Below are 21,061 nucleotides of genomic sequence, written 5' to 3'. Positions count from 1 at the left end.
CCCGTGAGCACCGAAACCGAAGTACCCACCGGAGACCAGGTGGTGCAGGAATTGCCGTGGCGCTGGAGGGTGCAGGGGAAGATTTTCCTCATCGGCGGCCTCGGCTTCATGTTCGATGCCTGGGATGTGACCCTCAACGGGTATCTGATCCCCCTGCTGTCGGACTACTGGGACCTCGCGCCGGGCGAAGCTGCGTGGGTGGCGACGTCCAACCTGATCGGCATGGCCATCGGCGCGTTCGCGTGGGGGTCCATAGCCGACATCATCGGCCGGAAGCGGGCGTTCACGCTCACCCTGCTGATCTTCTCCATCTTCACCGTCCTGGGTGCATTTTCTCCCGACTTCATCTGGTTCTGCGTCTTCAGGTTCATGGCCGGGTTCGGGCTGGGCGGCTGCATCCCGGTGGACTACGCCCTGGTCGGTGAGTTCACGCCGCGTAAACACCGGGGCCGCGTGCTCACCGCGATGGACGCCTGGTGGCCGATCGGGGCTGCCCTGTGCGGGGTGGTCTCGGCTCTGCTGATGACTGCCTTCGGCGACTGGCGTTACCTGATGCTCGTCATGGTGCTGCCCGCTCTGCTGGTGTTCTGGGTCCGCCGCTCGGTGCCCGAGTCCCCGCTGTTCCTGGTCCAGAAAGGCCGACGGGCCGAGGCGGAGGCGGTCATCAACGATCTGGTGGACCGCACCGGTGCCGCCCGCACACCGTGGCGGCTTCCCACCCCCGCCGAAGCGCCGAAACTGTCCATCGGCTCAATCTCCGGGCAGCTTCCCGCGCTGTGGCGGTTCGACTGGCGGATCACCCTTGCCGCGTGGGGTCTCTTCCTGAGCATCCTCCTGGTCTACTACGGCGCCCTGACCTGGATGCCCCAGATTCTGGTGCAGGCAGGCTACAAACAGTCGGTTGCCTTCCTCACCACCGCCGGGATGACAGCCGTAGGTTTCTTCGGCGTCGTCGCTGCTGCGCTGCTCGTGGAGCGGGTGGGCCGCAAATGGGTCCTCGCCGTCTCGGGCCCGCTGTCCGCCGTCGTGCTGGTGATCTTCGCCCTGACAGTCGAGCTACCCGCCGTCGCGACAGCCTGGCTGCTGCTGTTCGGGTTCCTGATCCAGGTCGCCATCCCGGTGCTGTACACGTACGTATCGGAGCTCTACCCCACCGAGCTCCGTGCCTCAGGGTTCGGCTGGGCGTCAACAGTGTCCCGCGTCGGGGCAGGGCTGGTGCCGCTGATCTTCGGTTCGCTGCTCTGGCCCGTGTTGGGACTGCCGCTCACCTTCGCTGCGACCGGGCTGCTGGTGCTGGTGGCGGTGGCGTGGATGGCGTTCAACGCGCCGGAGACACGCGGCAGGGCGTTGACAGACGGCTAGGCAGGCATTGACACCGGGTGTGACGTGCACCACGCTGAAATGAGGATCAGTCAACCCGGAGGTTTATATGTTCGCCCGCCGCGCCACCGCCGTCGCCCTCGCCACTCTCCTTGCCGCGGGTACTGCCGCCGCCCCCACCCAGGCCAGGACCGCCGATCCAGACTCCCCCCGGGGCCTGAACTCGGTGCGCGGGCCCGTGACCGACGAGAACTTCTATTTCGTGATGGCGGACCGCTTCGCCAACGGGGAGGTAGCCAACGACGACGGCGGACTCGGCTCCGATCCGATGGTGTCCGGCTTCGATCCCACCCGGAAGGGCTTTTACAACGGCGGCGACCTCGCCGGTCTGCTCGATCAGATCGACTACATCGAAGGCCTCGGCACCACGTCCATCTGGCTGACTCCGAGTTTCAAGAACAAGGCGGTCCAGCCCGAGGACAACTCGGCGGGCTATCACGGGTACTGGATTACCGATTTCACCCAGATCGACCCGCATCTCGGCAGCAACGACGACCTCAAAGCGCTCATCGACGAAGCACACAGCCGTGGCATGAAGGTGTATTTCGACATCATCACCAACCACACCGCTGACGTGATCGGCTATGGAGAGGGCGCCCGGATGCCCTACGTCTCCAAGGATGCGGCGCCCTACACCACAGCCGACGGTGACACCTTCGATGACCGGGACTTCGCTGGCACCGGGACCTTTCCCGAGCTGGACCCGGCGTCGTCGTTCCCGTACAGCCCGGTTCTCGAACCGGGCGAGGAGACGCTCAAGGTTCCGGCCTGGCTCAACGACCCGGCGCTCTATCACAACCGCGGCGACACCACCTTTGCCGGGGAGGATTCCTTCTACGGGGATTTCTTCGGCCTCGACGACCTCTTCACCGAACACCCCACGGTGGTGGACGGGATGAAGGAGATCTACCAGACGTGGATTGCCGACTTCGGCGTCGACGGCTTCCGGATCGACACCATGAAGCACGTCAACGACGAGTTCTGGCAGGAGTTCGGCCCCGATGTCCTGCAATTCGCCAAGGACGAGGGCAAGGACGAGTTCTTCATGTTCGGCGAGGTGTTCGACACCACCAAGAGCTTCACCTCCCAGTTCACCACCCGCAACAAGATGCAGTCGGTGCTGGACTTCCCGTTCCAGGAAGCGGCGCGGAATTTCGCGTCACGGGGAACTGACGCCTCGGCGCTCGGTGAGTTCTTCGTCGGGGACGACTGGTACACCGACGCCGACTCGAACGCCTACTCATTGCCCACCTTCCTGGGCAACCACGACATGGGCAGGATCGGCGGCTTCATCACCGCCGACAACCCCGACGCCGGGGACGCGCAGTGGCTCGACCGCAGTGAGCTCGCCCACGAACTGATGTATTTTTCCCGGGGCAACCCGGTGATCTACTACGGGGATGAACAGGGCTTCACCGGTCCGGGCGGTGACCAGGACGCACGGCAGACCCTGTTCGCCAGCCAGGTGCCGGACTACCTGGACGACGACCTGCTGGGAACCGACGCGACGCACGCCACCGACAACTTCGCTACCGGACATCCGCTGTACCGGAAGATCAGCGAACTCGCCGCGATCACCGAGAAGCACCCGGCGCTGCGCGACGGCGCCCACCAGAACCGTTACGCAGCGGAGGGCCAGGGTATCTACGCGTTCTCACGGATCGACGCGAAACGTCAGCGCGAGTACGTGGTGGCGCTGAACAACAGCACCGAGCCGCAAACCGCGCAGATCCCCACCTATGTCGCCGGTAAATCATTCCAGAAGGTATACGGCAATGCGGACCGGAAGGTGAAGAGCTCGGGGACCGGCACCCTGACCGTTGAGGTACCCGCGCTGTCCACGGTGCTCTATCAGTCTTCCGGGCGGATTCCCCGCTCCGACGAGGCGCCCGCCGTCACCTTGCGCGAGCCGGTGCCGGCCGCTGATGACAACGGCCGGATGGAAGTGGGAGTCGACGTCGAGGGATCCTCGTTCTATCAGGTGAGCTTTGAGGCGCGGACGGCAAACGGGGGGTGGACACCGATCGGTACCGACGACAATGCCCCGTACCGGGTGTTCCACGACACCAGCGCACTGGAGCCGGGCACCGACGTGCAGTACCGGGCCGCGGTGCTGGACAACGGCGGGCACACCGCTGCCAGCTCGACCCGTACCGCGGTGGTCCCCGCTCCGAAGGTGACCATCACGTCGCCCGCCGAGGGCAGCAACGTACAGGGCGAGGTACGCCTCAGCGCGGTAGCCGATCCCGAGAAGCCGTCCCACGTGGTCGACTTTGAGCGCAGCGTCGGCGGCGGCGACTGGCTGCCGCTGGGCTCGGATGATTCGTCCCCCGCCTACACGGCGGTGGATGACCTCTCCGCCCAGGAACTCCCCGACGGCACCGAACTCAGGTACCGGGCGCTGCTCGACGGGGTAGCCAGCGACATCAGAACCGTGACGGTCGGTCCGGCGCAGGTCGCTCCACCGGAGGCTGTCTCGGTTCCGGGTAGCTTCAATGCCGCACTGGGGTGCGACGGCGACTGGCTACCGGACTGTGCTGAGGCGCAGCTCAGCCTGGATCCGGCGGATTCCCTGTGGAAACTGGCGGTCGCCGATCTTCCGGCCGGATCGTACCAATTCAAGGCGGCGCTGAACCGCAGCTGGGACGAAAATTATGGCGCCAGCGGTGTCAGGGGCGGCAACAACATCGTGCTCGACCATCCGGGTGGGGCTGTGACATTCACCTACGACCACGCGACCAAGCTGGTGACCACCGGATAGCGCGCTACAACCAGCGGTTCCGCTTGAACGCCAGGTAGAGGCCGACACCTGTGGCTGCCATCAGCACCAGGGCGAACGGGTAGCCGAAGGCCCAGTGCAATTCTGGCATCACGTCGAAGTTCATGCCGTAGATGGCGGCCACCAAGGTGGGGGCGAAGAGAATCGCGGCCCAGGAGGAGATCCGTTTGACCTCCTCATTCTGTGCCAGGGACGTCTCGGTCAACCGTGTCATCTCCTCATTCTGGCGTTGGGCAACGAGTGTCGAGTGAACGGTGAGGGCGTTCTGCAGCAGGGTGCGGAACGTGTTCACCTGTTCAATCAGCCGGATCACATGGTCCAGCACGTCACCCAACCGACGGTTCACCTCAGGGTCAAGATGGTACTTCTCGGAACCGCGCTGAAGATTCTCCACCATGAATTGCAGCGGCTGGGTGGCCCGCTGGAACTCGATCACCTCGCGGTGCAGATCGTAGATACGCCGGGAGACGCCCGGGTCGCCGCCGAAGAGCTCGTTTTCGATCTCGTCGATGTCGTTCTCGAGCCCGTTCACCACCGGCTCATACTCGTCCACCACCTCGTCGAGGATGGCGTAGAGCACCGCGGCCGGCCCCAGCGAAAGCAGTTCGGGGCTCTCCTCCAGCCGGTTGCGGACCCTTCCCAGGTTGGGTGATTCGGCGTGCCTGACGGTGACCACAAAATCCTCGCCAATGAACACGTGGAGCTCCCCAAACTCCACTTTCTCCTCATCGTCGAGGTAGCGCGCCGGGCGCAGCACCACAAACAGGGTTGACCCGTAGCGTTCCAGTTTGGACCGCTGATGACCCTTCAGGGCGTCTTCAACCGCTAGGTGGTGGAGGGAAAACTCGTCGGCGACCGTGGTGAGCTCCTCGTCGTCCGGTCGGTATAGGCCGATCCATGCCATACCACCGCTGGCGCGCATGATTTCGAAGGTATCGTCGAGGGAATCCGGGTTTGGTTCTCTCTTGCCATCGACGTAGACGGCGTTGTCGATGAGTGCCATATCAGCCCTGTTCCTGGCTGAGTCGGCGGAGGGTCTGGATGAGCAGGGTCCGCTCCTTCACCTTGATGCGTTCGTGGAGGGACGCCTCGGTGTCGTCGTCGAGCACCTCGACGGCGGCCTGCGCAAGGATGGGCCCAGTGTCGACGCCGGCGTCTGCGATCATCACCGTGCACCCGGTCACCTTGACTCCGTAAGCCAGGGCGTCCCGCACCCCGTGGGCACCGGGGAAGCTGGGCAGCAGGGCGGGATGCGTGTTCAGGTAGCGGTGGGGGAAGGCGTCGAGGAAGCCCTGGTCGACAATCCGCATGAACCCCGAGGACACCACGTAGTCCGGTGCATAGGACGCGACCTTCTCCGTCAATGCCGCGTTCCAGTCGGCGCGCCGGTCGAAGGACCTGAAGTCCACCACAAACCCGTCGATCCCGGCAGCGGTGGAGCGCTCCACCCCGTAGGTGTCCGGGCGGTCGGCTCCGACGGCGGCGATGGTGAGGTCAAGGGTGCCGGTGTTCACGGCGTCGATGACCGCCTGAAGGTTGGATCCGGTGCCGGAAACCAGGACTACGATGCGCATGGGTCAACCATAGGCTGCGCTCTACCCTAGGGTTAAACCATGAACGAGAGCCCCCGCCCCGCCAAGCCAGCTCCCGCCACGCCCGGCCCCGGGTCGCCCGGGTCGCCCGGGGAAAAAGAGCTGGCCAGGACGCGGACCTACTTCAGGTGGTTCCTGCTGGCGATGCTCGGTGCCATCCTGACCGGCACGCTCCCCTTGCCGTGGAAGGTCTTTGGCCTGGTTTTCGGTCTGGCCGCTCTGGTACTCGGGATTTTCGCCCTGGTGCGGGCGGTGCGGGACAAACTCCCGGGGATGCTGCGTGTCACCACGGTGATCGGGCTGGTAGCAACGGCATTCCTGGTCGTCGGAACCGGCGCCCAGGTGGCGTTGTGGCCGGTCACCGCCGACTACGAGGACTGCATGAGCACGGCGCTCACCAACGCGGCGCAGAGTGCGTGCCAGGATGACCTGATGAACCTTGGCGGGCTCCTCCCGGGCTCCTAGATTCTGCCGCAGGAAAGTGGCGGCCCCGCACCTGAGTAGCGGCCCCGCACCTGAGCGGTTGCCCCACCACTTGTTTGCGGGTCAGCCACTCGTTTGCGGGTCAGCCACTGTTTTGGCGGCCTTCCCGCTCCAGCAGCGGGCCCGCCGCGTAGCCGATGACGGCGCCGACCGCCACCTCAGCGGCAATCAGGAGTGCCACCCACGCCGGGTTAGGTCCCAGATCCACCAGCCGCCCGAGGCCCAGCGACGCGCGGGACACCCACGCGAGCACCCCTGCCGCCACACCGGCGGTGACGCCGATCAGCACTGCGGCTGCCAGGGTGGAGATGCTGGCAGTGAACCACCGCGCCTCCATCTTGATTTCCAGCCACTCGTCGAAGTGATTCTCGCCTTCCCTGAAGAACCACCAGCCGGCCAGCAGACCCGCCAGGACGGGAATGGCGAGCGCCGCCAACCCGTATTCGAGGGTGCCCGGCGGCACCGCGCCAAGGACCGGCAGGGCAGGCAACGGGCCAGCACTGGTGGTCAGCGGGGTAATAGCGCTGCCGGAGCCGAGCGCGAAGCCGGTGCCGGACGCCCAGGCGAGGGTCCACACCACCAGGTTGGGCAGGAAGCCGAGCTGCGCGAGGGTCAGGGCGCCCCCGCCGACAATCCCCGCGTCAAGGCGCTGGTAGACCGCCGCCAGCTCCGCCCACCGCAGCCCGAACGTCACCGCCAGCAGCAGCGCTGACAGCCCGAGGGAGACGGTAAGCGCCACGAAACCGGCCCGCACACCCGACCAGGCGTAGGATCCGGCCCACCGGGAGTGCTGGCTGGTCTTCGCAAGCCAGGCGGCGCGTTCGACGCCGATTAACCGGCTCCACTCCCCTGCCTCCCGGTAGGCACCAATCACCAGTCCCAGGCCCGCCGACACGAGTGGGATCAGAGCGCCGCCGGCCAGCGGGACGGTCACTTCAGCAGTGGTGGAGAGGTAGGCAACGCCGGCCCCGATCACCGAGTAGATTCCGAGCGCCCCAAGCAGTGCCTGCCACAGTTGGTCGGAGTACGACGCCCGGGCAAGGCGTCGGCCCGCCCGCCACGCCAGTAGGAAAGGGATCAGGGTGAGCCCCAGCGGCACGACGGCGAGGAGTCCCGTGACACCGGTCCCGTCCGGGTCTGCCGCGGAAAAAGCTATTTCAAGGGGTACCCCGTGGATCAGGAGCCAAGCCTGCCCAACCAGGTGCAGCATGGCGGTGGCCGTACGGTCGGCGAACCCACCCGCTACCCAGACAGCGGCCAGGGGGACCAGGATCAGCAGCCCAGAGATCACTGCTGACTGCGCCAACTCGAACACACCCTGCAGCCACAGGGGCATGGGCAGGGCACGCCGACCGGGCATACGGAGTGGAAGCTTCATCTCCTCAATGGTGCCACCGGCTGCAGCCTCCGACGTTCAGCGACGCGGCCCGGCCGCCCGGTTCGAGGACACGGACCCCGCGTTAGACAAGAAGATCCAGCAATCCCTTGACCAATGCGGCTGCGGCACCAACGAAAGCGATCACAATCACAAAGAAACGGGCGTGATCGTCCTTAATGAACCGGGAGAGCTTCTCGCCGGCGAAGATCCCGGTCACGATCACGACGCCGATGGCAGTCCACATCCACCATTGCAGCGCTGGGGCGTCCGAGGGGTCGAGGCTGAGTTTGACCGCCAGGGTGACCAGCCCGATCACCACGAAGAACGGCTGCAGGGTGGCGGCAAAGGGCCGTTGCGGCCAGCGGGACAACAGTGCGTACGCGCTGACCGCCGGACCGCCGACCCCGGCCATGGAATTGGTCAGGCCAGCAGCGAACCCCGCGATGGCCTTGGGCGTATTGCCGCGCACCACCACCGACGAGCGTTGCAGTACCAGTGACACCGAGAGCGCGACGAGGACGACGCCGCCCACTGTCACCGACAAGGGTGCGGACGGCAGCATCACCGCGGCGATGGACCCGGGGACCGAGCCGAACACGGAGGGGATCACCATCCACCGGAACATGTTCCAGTCAATGTCCTTCCAGACCCGCCCCACGATCAGGGCCGAGGACACCACCCCGCACATGTTGACCAGCACCACTCCCTCGTGCGGGCCCAGGATGATGACCAGGAACGGCGCAATCAGCAGGGCAAAACCCAGGCCGGCGATCCGTTGCGCGATGGCACCGAGCAGAATGGAGAACAGAACGATGAAGAAGATGCCGGTGGTCACAGGTGACACAGTACGCTGGGGCAACTGTTTTCCGGTTGTCCGTGACGGGCGCCCCCAGCGTGGGCCACTAGGCTTGGAGGATGCCTACAGCCACTACAGCACTCCAGATTGCCGACTGGCGACAGCAGGTTTTCGACCTCTATGCGCAGGTGCGTGCTCGCGCGCAGTCCGGGTCGCCGTCGTCGGCGCATACCCTGTGGCGTGCCGGACGGGACCGGCTGTTCGCCACCCATCCCGCATCGCCGCTGGATGCGACGGCGGCCGCCTCCTTCGTCGGCCTCGCGGTAGCCGGGTACCAGTCGGACTACCGGTTTGAGGCAGTGATCGACGACGACGGTGTGGGCGAGGAGATGACCGTCCCCACCGGGACGGACGGGACAGTGACGTTCCAGCGGCTCGGCACCGTGGGGCTCGACGGCGTCGGGCGGCTGGCCCTGTGGCGGCTCGCCTCCTACGGGGGCGGGCTGTTCCTGCCGGTGCGCGACGGCTCCGCAGGCCAGCCCGGCGGAACCTACGGGGGCGGGCGTTATCTGCTGGACACCGTCAAGGGTTCGCATCTCGGGGTGGTCGGTGACCGGCTCATCCTCGACCTGAACTTCGCGTACAACCCGTCGTGTGCCTATGACGAGGCGTGGGCCTGCCCTCTGCCGGGGGTGGACAACCGGGTTGACGTCGAGCTCCGCGTCGGCGAGCTGTACTCCACGTACTGAAGGGCGAACGACGACGCCGCCGGGGGTCAGGGGGCGGGACGCTCGGTGCGAAGCAGGCTTTATCATGGAGCTAAGACACCTGGTACCCCTCTGGAGGCTCACATTACGGATACTGCCGCCCAACACGATATCTATTTCGGCGCGCCCGAACCCGTTAACGAGGCCGAAGTCCTCGAGTCGGCGTCGCGCGCCGCCGTCGCACGCTTCACCGATCGCACCGACATCACCACCGTCAAACGCCGGTTCACGCTGATCAACCAGAGCGTCACACCGCACCAGGCGATGGTCGAGGATCTGCTGTTCATCCGCGCCGCACTCGAGGACGCCGCCATTGAGTACCTGCTGGTGCGCGGCAATGACGAACGTCCGGTGATCGCTATTGACCTCAAGCACCGTGAACGCTTGCGGGACGCCCTGGTGGCGGCCTGCGAGACCGAACCGTTCTACTCCCGCACCGTGGACACCAAACGCCGGACCACCCTCCTCGTCACGGACGGTTCCCTGTCCCACAGCGCCAAGGCCCGGATTTTCCGCCTGTTCCGCCCCCGGATCGAACCGATCGGCGGGCTCGCCTTCGGGCCGTCCGCTGGAGTGCAGATTGAACTGTGGAAGCTCGACGGCGACACCATCGAACTCCCCGTCGAGAATTCCCTGACCCGCCGCACCCTCCCCTCCTCCGAGGTGGTCCGCGGGTCCGTGGAACGGCACGGCCTGATGTGGCCAACCATCGACAACATGTTCGCCGATCACGCCACTGACATCGACTTTGAGATTGACCTGGTGTTTTCCTGGGTGGACGGCAGTTCACCCGAGTACCAGGCGGCCAGGGCTGCCCGGATGCAGGGCGCAGTGGTGGGATCTGGTGACGACCACGAGGCACGGTTCCGCCAGATCAACGAACTGAAATACGCCCTGCGGTCGGTGTACATGTTCGCGCCGTGGGTCCGCCGGATCTTCATCGCCACCGACTCCGCCGCCCCCGAGTGGCTGGCCGATCACCCCTCGGTGACCCTGGTCCGCTCTGAGGAACACTTCAAGGACCCGTCGGTCCTTCCAACCCACAACTCGCAGGCCGTTGAAAGCCAACTGCAGCACATCCCGGGGTTGTCAGAGCATTTCCTCTACTCGAACGACGACATGTTCTTCGGCCGTCCGGTGTCCCCCGACATGTTCTTTTCCCCCGGCGGGATCACCAAGTTCATCCAGGCTGACATCCGGATTGGACTGGGCGACAACGACGCCGAGCGCAGCGGCTTCGAGAACGCCGCCCGGGTCAACCGGCGGCTGTTGCATGAGCGGTTCGGCAGGATCACAACCCGGCACCTCGAACACACGGCGGCGCCCCTGCGGCGCAGTGTGCTCCTGGAAATGGAACAGGAGTTCGCTGCCGAGTTCGCCGCTACCGCGGCCTCACGGTTCCGGGCCAAGGACAACATCTCGGTCACCAACTCCCTGTACCACTACTACGCTTTGCTGACCGGCCGGGCCGTGACCCAGGAGTCGGCGAAGGTGCAGTACATCGACACCACCATGCGGTCAGGGCTGCGCGGCCTGAACAAACTGCTGGACAAGCGGCACACCGATTTCTTCTGCCTCAATGATGGAAGTTTCCCCGAGGTTCCCGCCGAGGAGCGCGCCCGGCTGGTCACTGACTTTCTGGAGAAGTACTTTCCCATCAAGGCGCCCTGGGAAAAATGACCGGAGCAGTGGCCCGGGTGTTGTAGTAGGGCGCCTGTCTGACGCCCCGGGGCGTCAGGCGCCGGTGAACTGCCGGGCGGGTGCTGCGTCGGCGATCCGCACCCCGGCGGCGTCGAGTCTGCGGCGTGTTTCACGCAACGGCACCGTCTCGCCCACCGGCCGGTACGCGCCGATCGGGACCACCGAGTGGACGATCGTGTCCTCATAGACGTGCACCAGGTTGTACGCCTGGGCACCGTCCTGCCCGCGGGTGCCGCCGCCGTCGTACCCCAGATCCTGGGTGTAGCAGGTGGCCGACGCCACCGACACTGGAACGCCGGCGAAGGTGGCAGTGGTCGAGTAGTGCAGATGACCGGCCAGGATGCCGCGAACGTCGGAACCGCGGACGACGTCGGCGAGCTGGCGTTGGCCGCGCAGTTCCACCAGGACCGAGAGGTCCTGGACGCAGGGAATCGGCGGGTGGTGCAGGGCAAGCAGGGTGCCGTTGGGCGCCGGTGTCAGAAGTTCGTTCGCCAGCCAGAGCAGCTGCTCGTGACTGAACTCGCCGTGATGGTGGCCGGGCACCGTGGAATCGAGGGTGATGATGCGCAAGCCGTTGACGAGGTAACTACGGTCGATCGGCGCAGCGTCGGGAGCCTGATCGAGCAGCCCCACCCGGAAATTGGCCCGGTCATCATGGTTGCCCATCGCCCAGATCACGTCGGCGCCGAGCTTCGCCGCTGCGGGTTCAACGATGGCACGGAGTTTTGCGTAGGCGTTGGCTTCACCCTTGTCGGCCAGGTCTCCGGTGAAGACCAGCGCCTCCGGCCGGGCCCCCGAGTCTTCCAACTCGGTAAAAATCTGGCGTAACCGGGCTTCGCTATCCACCGCCCCGTACAGTGGCCCGGGCCCACCGAGCAGGTGGGTGTCGCTGAGGTGGAGGATAAACTGCTGCGGCCGAGGATGCTCGGCCGTCCGGTAATTCATGGTGACCCTCTAGGTAGCTGGCGGTAACCGTTTACAACCTAATTGACCTCCATCAAAGCAGAGATCACACTAATAGCCGGTGAACACAGCCCGGCAAGTCGGATAACGCTTCACGAGTGGCCGCGCGGCCGGGGGGTTTCCCGGCCGCACGGCCTCCTGGCCTGCTTGCGGACTAATTGCCGCCTGTTTGCGGACTACTTGCGGATCAGCGAGGTTTCGGTGAAGCCTCCCGGCGCCACATACACCTTGCCCTTGTCAGGGCCCTTGTCCTTGCTCCTGTCCTGGTCGGTGCCCTTACCCTTGCCTCCGGGCAGCGCAACCGGCTGTCCGGCCGCGTCGTAGGCCTGCTGTTCCAGCCAGTACCCGCGCGGCACATCCACTCGGTGCAGCGTCTTCTTCTCGGCGGCACTCACATAGATGGTCGACTCCCCCGCTGGCCCGTCCACTGTCACCGAGGAGATCAGCGGTTGGAGCAGCAGCGCGTCGATCGAAGCGGGACCGTCGACGGCGGCGCTTACACTACGCTCGCCCCGCCGCAGGTCGCGTTCCAGGCTGAACGGCTGCAACTGCCCCGGCGCGTCGGTGATGCCCTGCTCCCCCGCCCCGCCATTCGGGGTGGTGCCGAGCTTCCGCTTGCCGGACCAGGTGGTGGTCCCTGATTCCTCAATGGTCCGGTTCACGATCGGGTACACGTTGCGGTCCTGCTGATGCGCGGGCACCGGGATGCGCAGGCGCGCGCCTGCAGTCAGTTGCGCGTACGCACCGCCGGAAATATTCGCTTCCCCGGTCCACGCCGACTCGGCGGTGACCATGCTGCCGTCGCCTCGGATGGTTCCGGTTTCCGCTTCCACCACGGTGAGTCCATCCGTCGCCACTGTCCGGTTAATGCCCAGGGCGTCCGCCTTCAGCCCGGGGTGGGCGTCCAGGACCAGCATGGACAGCAGTCCGTGGATGGTGGACTCGGCCCCCGAGTTGCGATTCACGGTGCCGTCGGCCTGCACGCCGTCGAAGGTGACGCCGGTTGCCGGGTTGTAGGTGGGTTCGCCGCTGCGATTCGCGCCGAAGTACCAGCCGCCCATCACCGCCGCCAGCTCATAGAGCCCGGTGGCACCGGTCGCCTCAGCCGTCGACACCAGGCTTTGCAGCCGCGAGTCGACCCCGTACGCGATCTGCACCCGTTCGGAGGGGGTGGGCGTCCACGCGTTGTCCGGCCCGCCGGCGGCGAGCAGTTGCGCGGTGAAACCGGCGGTGTCCTTGACCGCTGCGTCAGCCAGCTCCGGCCGGCCCAGCACCACCGAAGCGTCCGCGACGGCCGCCGGCGCCATCCCGCCCCAGGCGTGCCAGAACGTCTGCGACTTGGTCCACGGCAGGATGGCGCCGAACGGCCAGGCCCGGGTGTCTCCCGCGGACATCCCGGCGATGCCTTCACTCAGCTGGGAGAGGGCCGTCCGGGCCACCTCATCCGACGGCTCGGCGCCGACATACGCTGCCAGGCCCAGCACCGCCTCGGCCGACGCGTCAGCACCGTCGGCGATCAGCCACGCGGGAACCGCTACGCCGTCGGCCACGTCGTACTGGCCGTACTGGCTCAGCGACTGGCGGTTGAGCGCGCCCAGCGACAGGTGCAGCCGCTCCTTGAGGAACGCCGCGAACTCGGGGTCGGCCTCGCTGAACGCTGCGTAGCCCTCTCCGAGGGCCCACACAGTGCGGGCCACCCAGTACGATTCAGCCGAATCGGAGGGGTCCGGCAGTTCGACGGGTTCGGCGCTCGGGTTGAGGTCGCCGTCGGTTTGCTGCCAGAGCACCACGTTGCCGGCGTTGGGTCCGTCGGTGGTCTGCAGGTAGGCCAGCGACCGCAGGGTCTGGAAGGCCGACTCCCTGCTCGCCTCACTCCCGGTCTGCTGCCAGTGCCTGAGGTAGACCACAGCGGTCCGGGAAATGTCGTCGGCGTTGTAGGCGCCTTGGCTCCAGTCACCTTCGGCGTTCAGGTTCCCACCGCCGATTTTCCGGTAGGTGCCGTCGTCGTTCCGGTCGGCATACGTCCAGGGTGCCAACGCCGTGGGCCGGTCCCCGGATTGGTAGGTGCTGTGCCCGGCGATGTCAGGGACCGGCACCTCGTCAAGCAACCAGTCCAGGTGGGACGTGTTGGTCAGTGGCGCTGTAGCGGTGGGCTGGATAGCCGGCGCAACAACTGAGGGAACTGCCGGTGCCGGCGCAGCGGCCACCGGCGCCATCCCGACGCCGACGATCGCCAGCGAGACGCCGACGGCAAGGCACGGGACGCGTACCGCCCGGGCGGTCATGGCGCAACCCGATCGAGGCGGGCCACACCGATTTTGGAGTCGGCCATGCCGTAGAAGACGAAAAGCTGCCCGTCGATTTCCTCGATGGCCGTGGGGAAGACCACGTTCGGCACGATCCCCGACTTTTCGTCCTCGGTTTCCGGCGCCAGCAGCGGCTCCCGGCTGCGGGCGATCACGATGGACGGGTCATCGGCGGAGAGGATCATCGCCGCCGCCGAATAGTTGACCTTCTGTTGATGATCGAACGCTGACTTCTCCAGCGCACCGGCCACCCCGTGGTGGATGATGAGCCAGCCCTCGTCGACCCGGATGGGGGGCGGGCCGCCACCGATCTTCAGTTCCTCGAACTCGAACTCGCTCATCGCCACGAGGGTGTGCTTGCCCATGTGGACCAGGTTCCGGATGTCCTTCTCGACGTCCTCGACCGCGACATAGGAGATCCAGATGCCGGGTCGGCTGTCGGTCATCCCGGCGGGCAGGTGCTCGCCTTCACCCTCGCGGATCCAGCCCAGGTCCCACATGGGCCGGTGCAGGAGCGCATAGGAGGGGACGCCGTCGGGGTCGTTGACCGGTTCGGGGAAAAACACACCGTCCTTGTTGGGGAACAGGTTCAGGTCCATGGACAGTTCGGCCCGGTACTCGAAGAAGCAGGGGCCGAGCCGCTGCCAGGACCGCAAATCGGTGGAATGGGCAAACGCCATCCGTGGTCCCATCGGCCCGTACGCCACATAGGTCATCAGGTGCAGTCCGAGTGAGGGCACCCATGTGGTGCGGGGGTCCTCGGTGCCCGAGTTGTTGGTGCCCCGTTCCCAGCCCTCGTCCGGACCGAACACAACGCCCAGCCGGTCGACGCCGGTGGGGACCCCGTTCTCGATGATGATTTTGGCGAGCCCCACCCGGGACACGTTGCCCTTGGAGACCAGGCGGGGCAGCAGGTACAGGTCGCCGTCCGGGCCGCGACCGCTGGCCGGGTTGAGGACTCCTTCGGCTTCGAGGTCGTTGCCCTCCTCCGGGCTCATGATGACGCCGGCACGGGTCAGCGTGAACGGCACGGTGGGTAGCAGGGTGGTGGTGGAAGCAGTGGTTTGCGTAGTCATTGAAGGTTAACCCTTTGCGCTTGATCCGATATTGGTGGAAATGAATTGGCGTTGGAAGACGATGAAGAGTGCGACGGCGGGCGCCGCGAGCACGCACGCGCCGGCCAGGATGGCACCGAACGGGTTGGCTGCGGTGGCCGCAACATTGGAGATGTAGTTGGCGAGGGACACGGCGAGCGGTTGGAACGCGGTGTCCTTGGTGACCAGGAACGGCCACAGGAACTCGTTCCACGGCCCGATGAACGTGAGCAGGATTGCCGTGACGATCGCCGGCCGCACCAGGGGAATGGCGATCTGCAGCAGGATGCGCAGCTCGGATGCCCCGTCGATCCGCGCCGCCTCGAACAAGGAGGCGGGCAGTTGCAGGAAATACTGCCTGAAAACGAACACCGCGGTGGAGTTGATGGCAAACGGCAGGATCATGCCGAGGTAGCTGTCCGCCAACCCGTAGTCCCGCACAATCAGCACGTACAACGGGATCAGCAGCAGCTGGAACGGCACCATCTGGACCAGGAGCAGCAGGGCAAACACCACCCCGCGGCCGCGGAACTGCAGTTGCGCCAGGGCGTAGCCCACCGGGATGCCGAAGATCACGGTGCAAAGGATCACCCCGCCGGTGAAGATCCCGGAGTTGATCAGGCCCTGAATGAGGTTGATCGACTCGTTGATCAGGACGTAGTTGGCTCCGGTGATGTTTCCGACGTTCGGGAACGCCCCTCCCACCGAGGTGTCGGGTTGGGTCTGCAGCGACCCGATGAACATGTAGTAGAACGGAAACAGGAACACGAATGCACCGACGGCAAGCAGGATGAAGCTGAACGGCCGCAGCCCGCGCTGCTTTTCGGTCGGTGAGGCCCGCGGTGCCGGGGACGGCGTCACGGCCGGCGCAGCCGACGTCGTGCCGAGGGTTGGCTGGAAGTCCTTAGCCATGTCAATCGTCCTTTCCACCGATAAAGCGGCGTTGCAGGAAGGCCAGGAGCAGGACGCCGAGCACCAGGATGACGCCGAGGGCGGCAGCGGTATCGGGGTTGCCCTGCAGGATCCCCTGCTGGTACATGAGGAACACGGGCGACGTCGAGGCGCCGTCCGGTCCGCCGCCACCGGTGAGGAGGTAGGGCTCGGTGAACAGGTTAGCGCCGGTGATGGTGGCGAGCAGCGTCACAAGGAAACTGGCGGGCCGGACGCTGGGGACGGTGATGCTCCAGAACTGCCTGATTTTGCCGGCGCCGTCCACCGAGGCGGACTCATAGAGTTCTTCGGGGATATTCTGCAACGCAGCCAGGTAGAGCAGGATGAAAAATCCCAGCTGCTTCCAGGTCACGTACAGTGCCACGGTCGGCATGGCGAGCCCGGAGTTCACGAGCCACGACGGGTCGGGGGCCAGCGGGCCGAGGATCGAGTTGATCAGGCCGTTCTGGGAGAACAGGAACAGCCACACGCCGACGACGGCAACACTCGCCGTCACGTACGGCACGTAGTAGCTGACCCTGAAGAACGTGCGGAGGCGGGTGACCCGGTTCAGCGCGTTGGCGAGGACCAGGGACAGCACGACGGTGAGGGGCACATTGATGATCAGGAAGACGCCGATGTTCGCGAACGAACGGCCGACGTCGGGATCCGTGAGCACCGCCGCGTAGTTGTCGAACCCGACAAACGGGCGTTCCACGGCGACACCTGGCGCGGTGAAGAAGAAGTCGTGGAAGGAGATGTAGACGGCGTAGCCGAGGGGAAACGCGAGCACCGCGAGGATGAAGAGGACGTAGGGTGCACTGAACGCGAGCCCAAGGGGTTGGCGTCCCAGCAGTCTGTTGCGCCGGCGGGGGGCGGGACCCGGGCTGGTGCCCGGATCCCGCGGCTTACCGACGGTGGTTGAAGCAGTCACCGTCGGTCCGCCTACTCTTCGGTGGCGAGGGTGGTGATTTCCTCGGCGGCGGTGGTGAACGCGTCGTCGACTGTTTCATTGCCGAAGATCACCGACGCACCGTAGGCGTCACGGAAGGTCTGCCAGATTTCGACCGAGTTCGGCACGTTGGGAACCTCGACCGCCCGCGACGCCTGGTCGGCGAATTCGGTGTAGGCGGGGTTGGCTTCGAAGTACTCGGCGTAGGCGTCGCTCAGATCGGCGCGGATGGGCATCTGGCCGGTCGCTTCGAGGAGCGCCCCGTCCTGTTCCTCGCTGGTGGCGAACTTCATCAGGTCCCAGGCGGTCTGCTTGTTGTCGCAGGCCGAGTAGATGGCCATGTTCTTGGCGTCGGAGAACGTGTAGCTCTCGTCCCCCTCGGCGAGGCCCGGCACAGGCGCTGTGCCCCAGTTGACGTCGTCGCCGTAGACCGGGATGGCCCACGGACCGGAGATGGCGATGGCCGCCTTCCCATCGACGAAGGAGTCACCGGTGTACGCCTCCTGCGAGGACAGGCCCTCCTCGTACATGGTCTGCCACATCCCCGCGACAGCCTTGCCCTCGTCGGTGTTGAAGGCTGCCTCGCCGTCGGCCACCAGCTGTGAACCGCCGGATGCTGCGGCGAAGAAGGGGTAGAAGTCAAACCAGGACTGGTAGAACTCGCCGGCCGGGGACGGCCACATGGCGTAGTCGGCGGCACCCGATTCGACGAGGGTGCGGGACGTTTCGAGGAGCTCATCCTGAGTGCCGAGCGCCGGGTTCTCGGGGTCAAGGCCTGCCGCTTCGAACATGTCCTTGTTGTAGTACAGCACCACGGGGTTGGATTTCCAGGGCAGCTGGTAATACTGGCCGTCAGCCGATTTGTATTGCTCGGCGACGTCGCCGCTGCGGGATTCGACGTACTCGACGCCGTCCTCGAAGGTGTCCAGCGGAACCAGGCCGCCCATTTCCTCGAACTGCGGGACCGCCACGGGCGCCGTGTTCATCACGATGCAGGGGGCGTTGCCGGCGGTGATGGCCGCCGCGATAACCTCTTCGGAGCTGGTGCCCGCGGGAATCTCCTGGGCGGTCACCTCCTGGTCCGGGTTGTCTGCGTTCCAGGCTTCAACCATCGCCTCGCCCCACGCCACTTCCTGCTGGTTGTTCGAATACCAGATGGTGATGGGGCCGCTGGTCAGCTCTCCATCGCCGGCCGCGTCGCCGCCGCCCCCGCCGCAGGCGGCGAGTCCCAGACCCATCATGGCGGTGGCCGTGATGGCCAATGCTCGGTTGGTGTATCGCGTCATTGCGTTTTCTCCTAGATCACTTTCACAGCGCTTGGTGTCACTGTGGTTACTGAGTTATTTACTGCCGGTGGTACTCCGGCCGTGGGGCGCCGCGGTGGACCCGCGGGTAATAAGTCCTGGTGCAGGAAGGACGACGTCGTCGCCGTCGTGGGTGCCTTCGAGCTGGTTCAGCAGTACCTGCGCCGCGGAGCTTCCCCACAGCAGCGGGTCGCTGCCGATGCTGGTCAGCGCTGGGTTGAGGTACTGGGCGTATTCGGTGTTGTCGTAGCCGGTGATCGACAGGTCATCGGGAATCCGCAGCCCGTGCTGCTGGGCATAGGCCTGACCCGCCGTCGCCATGATGTCGTTCGCGTAGACGATAGCCGTGGGCGGGCTGTCCCGCGCCAGGAAGTCAGCCGTCGCTGCCACCCCCTCCAGGGCACCGAAGTCCGCCTCAATGAAGAGGTCATGGTCCAGCCTGTTGAGTTCAAGGGTGTTGGCCCACGCGTTACGCCGGCTCAGACCGTGGATGTAGTGCTGGGAGCCGCCCACATGGGCGATTCTGGTGTGGCCCAGGTCGACGAGGTGCTGGACGGCATGGCTGATGCCCTCGGTGTCATCCATGCAGACCGCGGGAAACGGGGACGGCGTGATGGGTCGATTCAGGGTGACCGCCGCAAGTCCCAGTTCGAGCAACAGGGCGATCCGGGAGTCGTTGGTGCGCATGTCGCTGAGGATGACGCCGTCCACGCGCCCTTCGTGCGCCAGACGCCGGTAGCTGGCTTCCTCTGCCCCTGTTTTGGTGGCCACGGTGAGGACCAGTGAATAGCCCCGGTCGGCCAGGGTGGTCTCGACGCCGGCAATGAACGAGGGGAAGAACGGATCCGTCCCCAGCAGCCTGGGGTCGCGGGCCACCACCAGACCCAGCGCGTAGGCCTTGGAGGAGGACAGGGACCTGGCCCGCAGGCTCGGCGTCCAGCCCAGGGCGGCCGCGGTGCTGAGGATCCGACGACGGGTGTCCTCGCTGACCCCGGCCTGCCCGTTCAGGGCGTAGGACACAGCACCTTTGCTTACCCCGGCGGCCCGGGCTACGTCGCTGATCGTTACCGCCATCTCCGTCGCCGTCCTTCGCTTGCTGAGTCAAAGAGTGATGCGCATCACTTAACCGGTTAAGTAGACTTAACTAAACCGGTTCAGTGGCCGATAGTCAAGGATGTCTCGAATTCACAGCGGATTCGATGGGTGGCGCAGCCATCTTTAACGAGGCCCAGAGCGAATCTAGCTCTGGAGCATTGAGCTCAAACACGTACAGTTATGCAGGTTCACCGCCGAACACGGCGTACTACAAGGAGATCAGATGAAATCGTTTGCATGTGGTGATGTGGTTCCTGGTTGCGACGCCAAATGGGTGTGCAGCTCGGACGACGAAATCCTGGCCCAGGTTGGCGCCCACGCCGCCGCAGTTCACGGGCTGACGTCGTTGCCCGACAGTATGGTTCACTCTGTCCACGGTGCCATTCAGCCAGTTAGTTGATTCCTGCACGCCCGTCCCAGTCCGGGGCCACCGCCGCCCCGGACTGGGAGGAGCTGCTGACGATCGCCTGCCGGGGCGAAGGCCTGGCTACCGCCTACCAGCCGATCATCGATACCTCACGTGGCTCAGTGGTCGGCTACGAAGCGCTGGCGCGGTTCCCCGGGTTTGAGGAGAAGAACCCCGAGGTCTGGTTCGCTGCCGCACGCCGGCACGGCCGGGGCGCTGACCTCGAGTCAGCTGCCCTCCGGGTCGCTCTGCGGGCGCGCCAGGACCTGCCCACGAACAGTTTCCTGACGCTCAATGTCTCTCCCGAACTCCTCACCTCGGAAGCCATCCGCAGCGTCTGGCGCCAGGAGGGCGACCTTGGTGGGCTGATCGTCGAGCTCACCGAGCAGACTCCCATCGATTCCTACCTCGAATTGGAACCCGATCTGCACCAGCTGCGGTCGGCGGGCGCGCTCATCGCCGTCGACGACGCCGGTGCGGGCTACGCCGGGCTGCGGCACCTGCTGCAGTTGCGCCCGTCAATGATCAAGATTGACCGGGAGCTGATTCAGGATGTTGACCGCGACGAAGCCAAGCGTGCCCTGATTGAGATGCTCGGAATCTTCGCCAGCCGGGTGGACGCCTGGATTCTCGCGGAGGGCGTGGAACGGGTGGAAGAACTCGACACCCTGGTCAGCCTCGGCGTTCCCCTTGTGCAGGGCTACCTGTTGGCCAGGCCGGCACCACCGTGGGCGGGCATCGACTTTGAGCTTGCCCACCGCCTCGCCGCCCGGCAGCCGTCCGCCCAGAAGTCCGTCCTGCGCGACGTCGTCGAGCCGGCCCCTGCGGTCCTCGGCATGGCTGAGGCGGTCGAGGCATTTAACCAGGACCCAGGGCTGGGGTCTGTTGCCCTCATCGACGCCGACCTGCGGCCTATCTCACTGCTCACGCCCGATGCGGCGTCCCTGGGAGTGGTGAGCCAGGGTATGCGTGCCAACCTGGACACTCCCCTGGCTGACGCCCTCGACCGGTCCATGACCCGCGAGGCCGTCTACCGGTTTGAGCCACTCCTCGTCATCGACAACGCCGGACGGTTCGCCGGGATCGCACGACTCGAACGGATGATCACCGCGCTCACGGCAACCGAGCCGTAGCG

At 65.7% G+C, this 21,061-nt stretch carries 18 protein-coding genes; 7 read left to right on the top strand and 11 right to left on the bottom strand.

The window, feature by feature from the left end; genetic code table 11:
- Positions 1 to 3: 3 nt before the first annotated feature.
- Entirely contained in the window at positions 4 to 1,362 is a 1,359-nt protein-coding gene (locus tag ACX80O_RS06125; RefSeq protein ID WP_459332874.1) for an MFS transporter, read from the top strand.
- Positions 1,363 to 1,429: 67 nt separating this feature from the next.
- Positions 1,430 to 4,141 carry an alpha-amylase family glycosyl hydrolase gene (locus tag ACX80O_RS06120; RefSeq protein WP_459332873.1) on the top strand — a complete coding sequence of 904 codons (2,712 nt, stop codon included), beginning with the start codon at positions 1,430 to 1,432 and terminating at the stop codon, positions 4,139 to 4,141.
- A 4-nt stretch (positions 4,142 to 4,145) separates the two neighbouring features.
- On the opposite strand, the gene ACX80O_RS06115 is transcribed toward ACX80O_RS06120, so the two are convergent.
- On the bottom strand, positions 4,146 to 5,162 hold the full coding sequence (locus tag ACX80O_RS06115; protein WP_459305028.1) for a magnesium and cobalt transport protein CorA: 1,017 nt from the start codon (positions 5,160 to 5,162) through the stop codon (positions 4,146 to 4,148).
- 1 nt (position 5,163) lies between these two features.
- Entirely contained in the window at positions 5,164 to 5,733 is a 570-nt protein-coding gene (purN, locus tag ACX80O_RS06110; RefSeq protein WP_459305029.1) for a phosphoribosylglycinamide formyltransferase, read from the bottom strand.
- 39 nt (positions 5,734 to 5,772) lie between these two features.
- Here purN and ACX80O_RS06105 point away from each other — a divergent pair, with 39 nt between their 5' ends.
- Positions 5,773 to 6,216, top strand: a complete 444-nt coding sequence (locus tag ACX80O_RS06105; protein ID WP_459332872.1) for a hypothetical protein — start codon at positions 5,773 to 5,775, stop codon at positions 6,214 to 6,216.
- Between the two features lie 100 nt (positions 6,217 to 6,316).
- Here ACX80O_RS06105 and ACX80O_RS06100 read toward each other — a convergent pair whose 3' ends face one another.
- Positions 6,317 to 7,612, bottom strand: a complete 1,296-nt coding sequence (locus ACX80O_RS06100; protein WP_459332871.1) for a cell division protein PerM — start codon at positions 7,610 to 7,612, stop codon at positions 6,317 to 6,319.
- Positions 7,613 to 7,694: 82 nt separating this feature from the next.
- Complete coding sequence (locus ACX80O_RS06095) at positions 7,695 to 8,447, bottom strand: sulfite exporter TauE/SafE family protein (RefSeq protein WP_459305032.1); 753 nt, start codon at positions 8,445 to 8,447, stop codon at positions 7,695 to 7,697.
- A gap of 80 nt (positions 8,448 to 8,527) precedes the next feature.
- Between ACX80O_RS06095 and ACX80O_RS06090 the strand changes: the two genes are divergently transcribed.
- Positions 8,528 to 9,157 carry a DUF1684 domain-containing protein gene (locus ACX80O_RS06090; protein WP_459305033.1) on the top strand — a complete coding sequence of 210 codons (630 nt, stop codon included), beginning with the start codon at positions 8,528 to 8,530 and terminating at the stop codon, positions 9,155 to 9,157.
- A 282-nt stretch (positions 9,158 to 9,439) separates the two neighbouring features.
- Entirely contained in the window at positions 9,440 to 10,855 is a 1,416-nt protein-coding gene (locus ACX80O_RS06085; protein ID WP_459305341.1) for a stealth family protein, read from the top strand.
- 54 nt (positions 10,856 to 10,909) lie between these two features.
- Here the strand turns inward: ACX80O_RS06085 and ACX80O_RS06080 are convergent, their stop codons facing one another.
- The 7 genes from ACX80O_RS06080 to ACX80O_RS06050 all read right to left on the bottom strand — a co-directional run bounded on the left by ACX80O_RS06080 (position 10,910) and on the right by ACX80O_RS06050 (position 19,499).
- Positions 10,910 to 11,821, bottom strand: coding sequence for a phosphodiesterase (locus tag ACX80O_RS06080; protein WP_459305034.1), 912 nt, complete (start codon positions 11,819 to 11,821; stop codon positions 10,910 to 10,912).
- A gap of 194 nt (positions 11,822 to 12,015) precedes the next feature.
- Positions 12,016 to 14,124, bottom strand: coding sequence for a hypothetical protein (locus tag ACX80O_RS06075; protein ID WP_459332870.1), 2,109 nt, complete (start codon positions 14,122 to 14,124; stop codon positions 12,016 to 12,018).
- Positions 14,121 to 15,221, bottom strand: coding sequence for a glycoside hydrolase family 130 protein (locus ACX80O_RS06070; protein WP_459332869.1), 1,101 nt, complete (start codon positions 15,219 to 15,221; stop codon positions 14,121 to 14,123). Before ACX80O_RS06070 ends, ACX80O_RS06075 begins: the two co-directional genes overlap by 4 nt.
- A 6-nt stretch (positions 15,222 to 15,227) precedes the next feature.
- A complete protein-coding gene (locus ACX80O_RS06065) occupies positions 15,228 to 15,983 on the bottom strand; it encodes a carbohydrate ABC transporter permease (protein WP_459305342.1) in 756 nt (251 codons plus the stop codon).
- Positions 15,984 to 16,152: 169 nt separating this feature from the next.
- A complete protein-coding gene (locus ACX80O_RS06060) occupies positions 16,153 to 17,103 on the bottom strand; it encodes a carbohydrate ABC transporter permease (protein WP_459305037.1) in 951 nt (316 codons plus the stop codon).
- Positions 17,104 to 17,114: 11 nt separating this feature from the next.
- Positions 17,115 to 18,407, bottom strand: coding sequence for an extracellular solute-binding protein (locus ACX80O_RS06055; protein WP_459305038.1), 1,293 nt, complete (start codon positions 18,405 to 18,407; stop codon positions 17,115 to 17,117).
- A gap of 54 nt (positions 18,408 to 18,461) precedes the next feature.
- The gene (locus tag ACX80O_RS06050; protein ID WP_459332868.1) at positions 18,462 to 19,499 is read right to left on the bottom strand and encodes a LacI family DNA-binding transcriptional regulator; all 1,038 of its coding nucleotides are present in this window, start codon (positions 19,497 to 19,499) and stop codon (positions 18,462 to 18,464) included.
- Between the two features lie 244 nt (positions 19,500 to 19,743).
- Here ACX80O_RS06050 and ACX80O_RS06045 point away from each other — a divergent pair, with 244 nt between their 5' ends.
- Positions 19,744 to 19,920, top strand: a complete 177-nt coding sequence (locus ACX80O_RS06045; RefSeq protein ID WP_459305040.1) for a DUF1059 domain-containing protein — start codon at positions 19,744 to 19,746, stop codon at positions 19,918 to 19,920.
- Entirely contained in the window at positions 19,917 to 21,059 is a 1,143-nt protein-coding gene (locus ACX80O_RS06040; RefSeq protein WP_459332867.1) for an EAL domain-containing protein, read from the top strand. Before ACX80O_RS06045 ends, ACX80O_RS06040 begins: the two co-directional genes overlap by 4 nt.
- Positions 21,060 to 21,061 lie beyond the last annotated feature (2 nt).

It is taken from the genome of Arthrobacter glycogeni (assembly GCF_054511155.1).
This window is presented reverse-complemented; position numbering and strand designations above follow the sequence as displayed.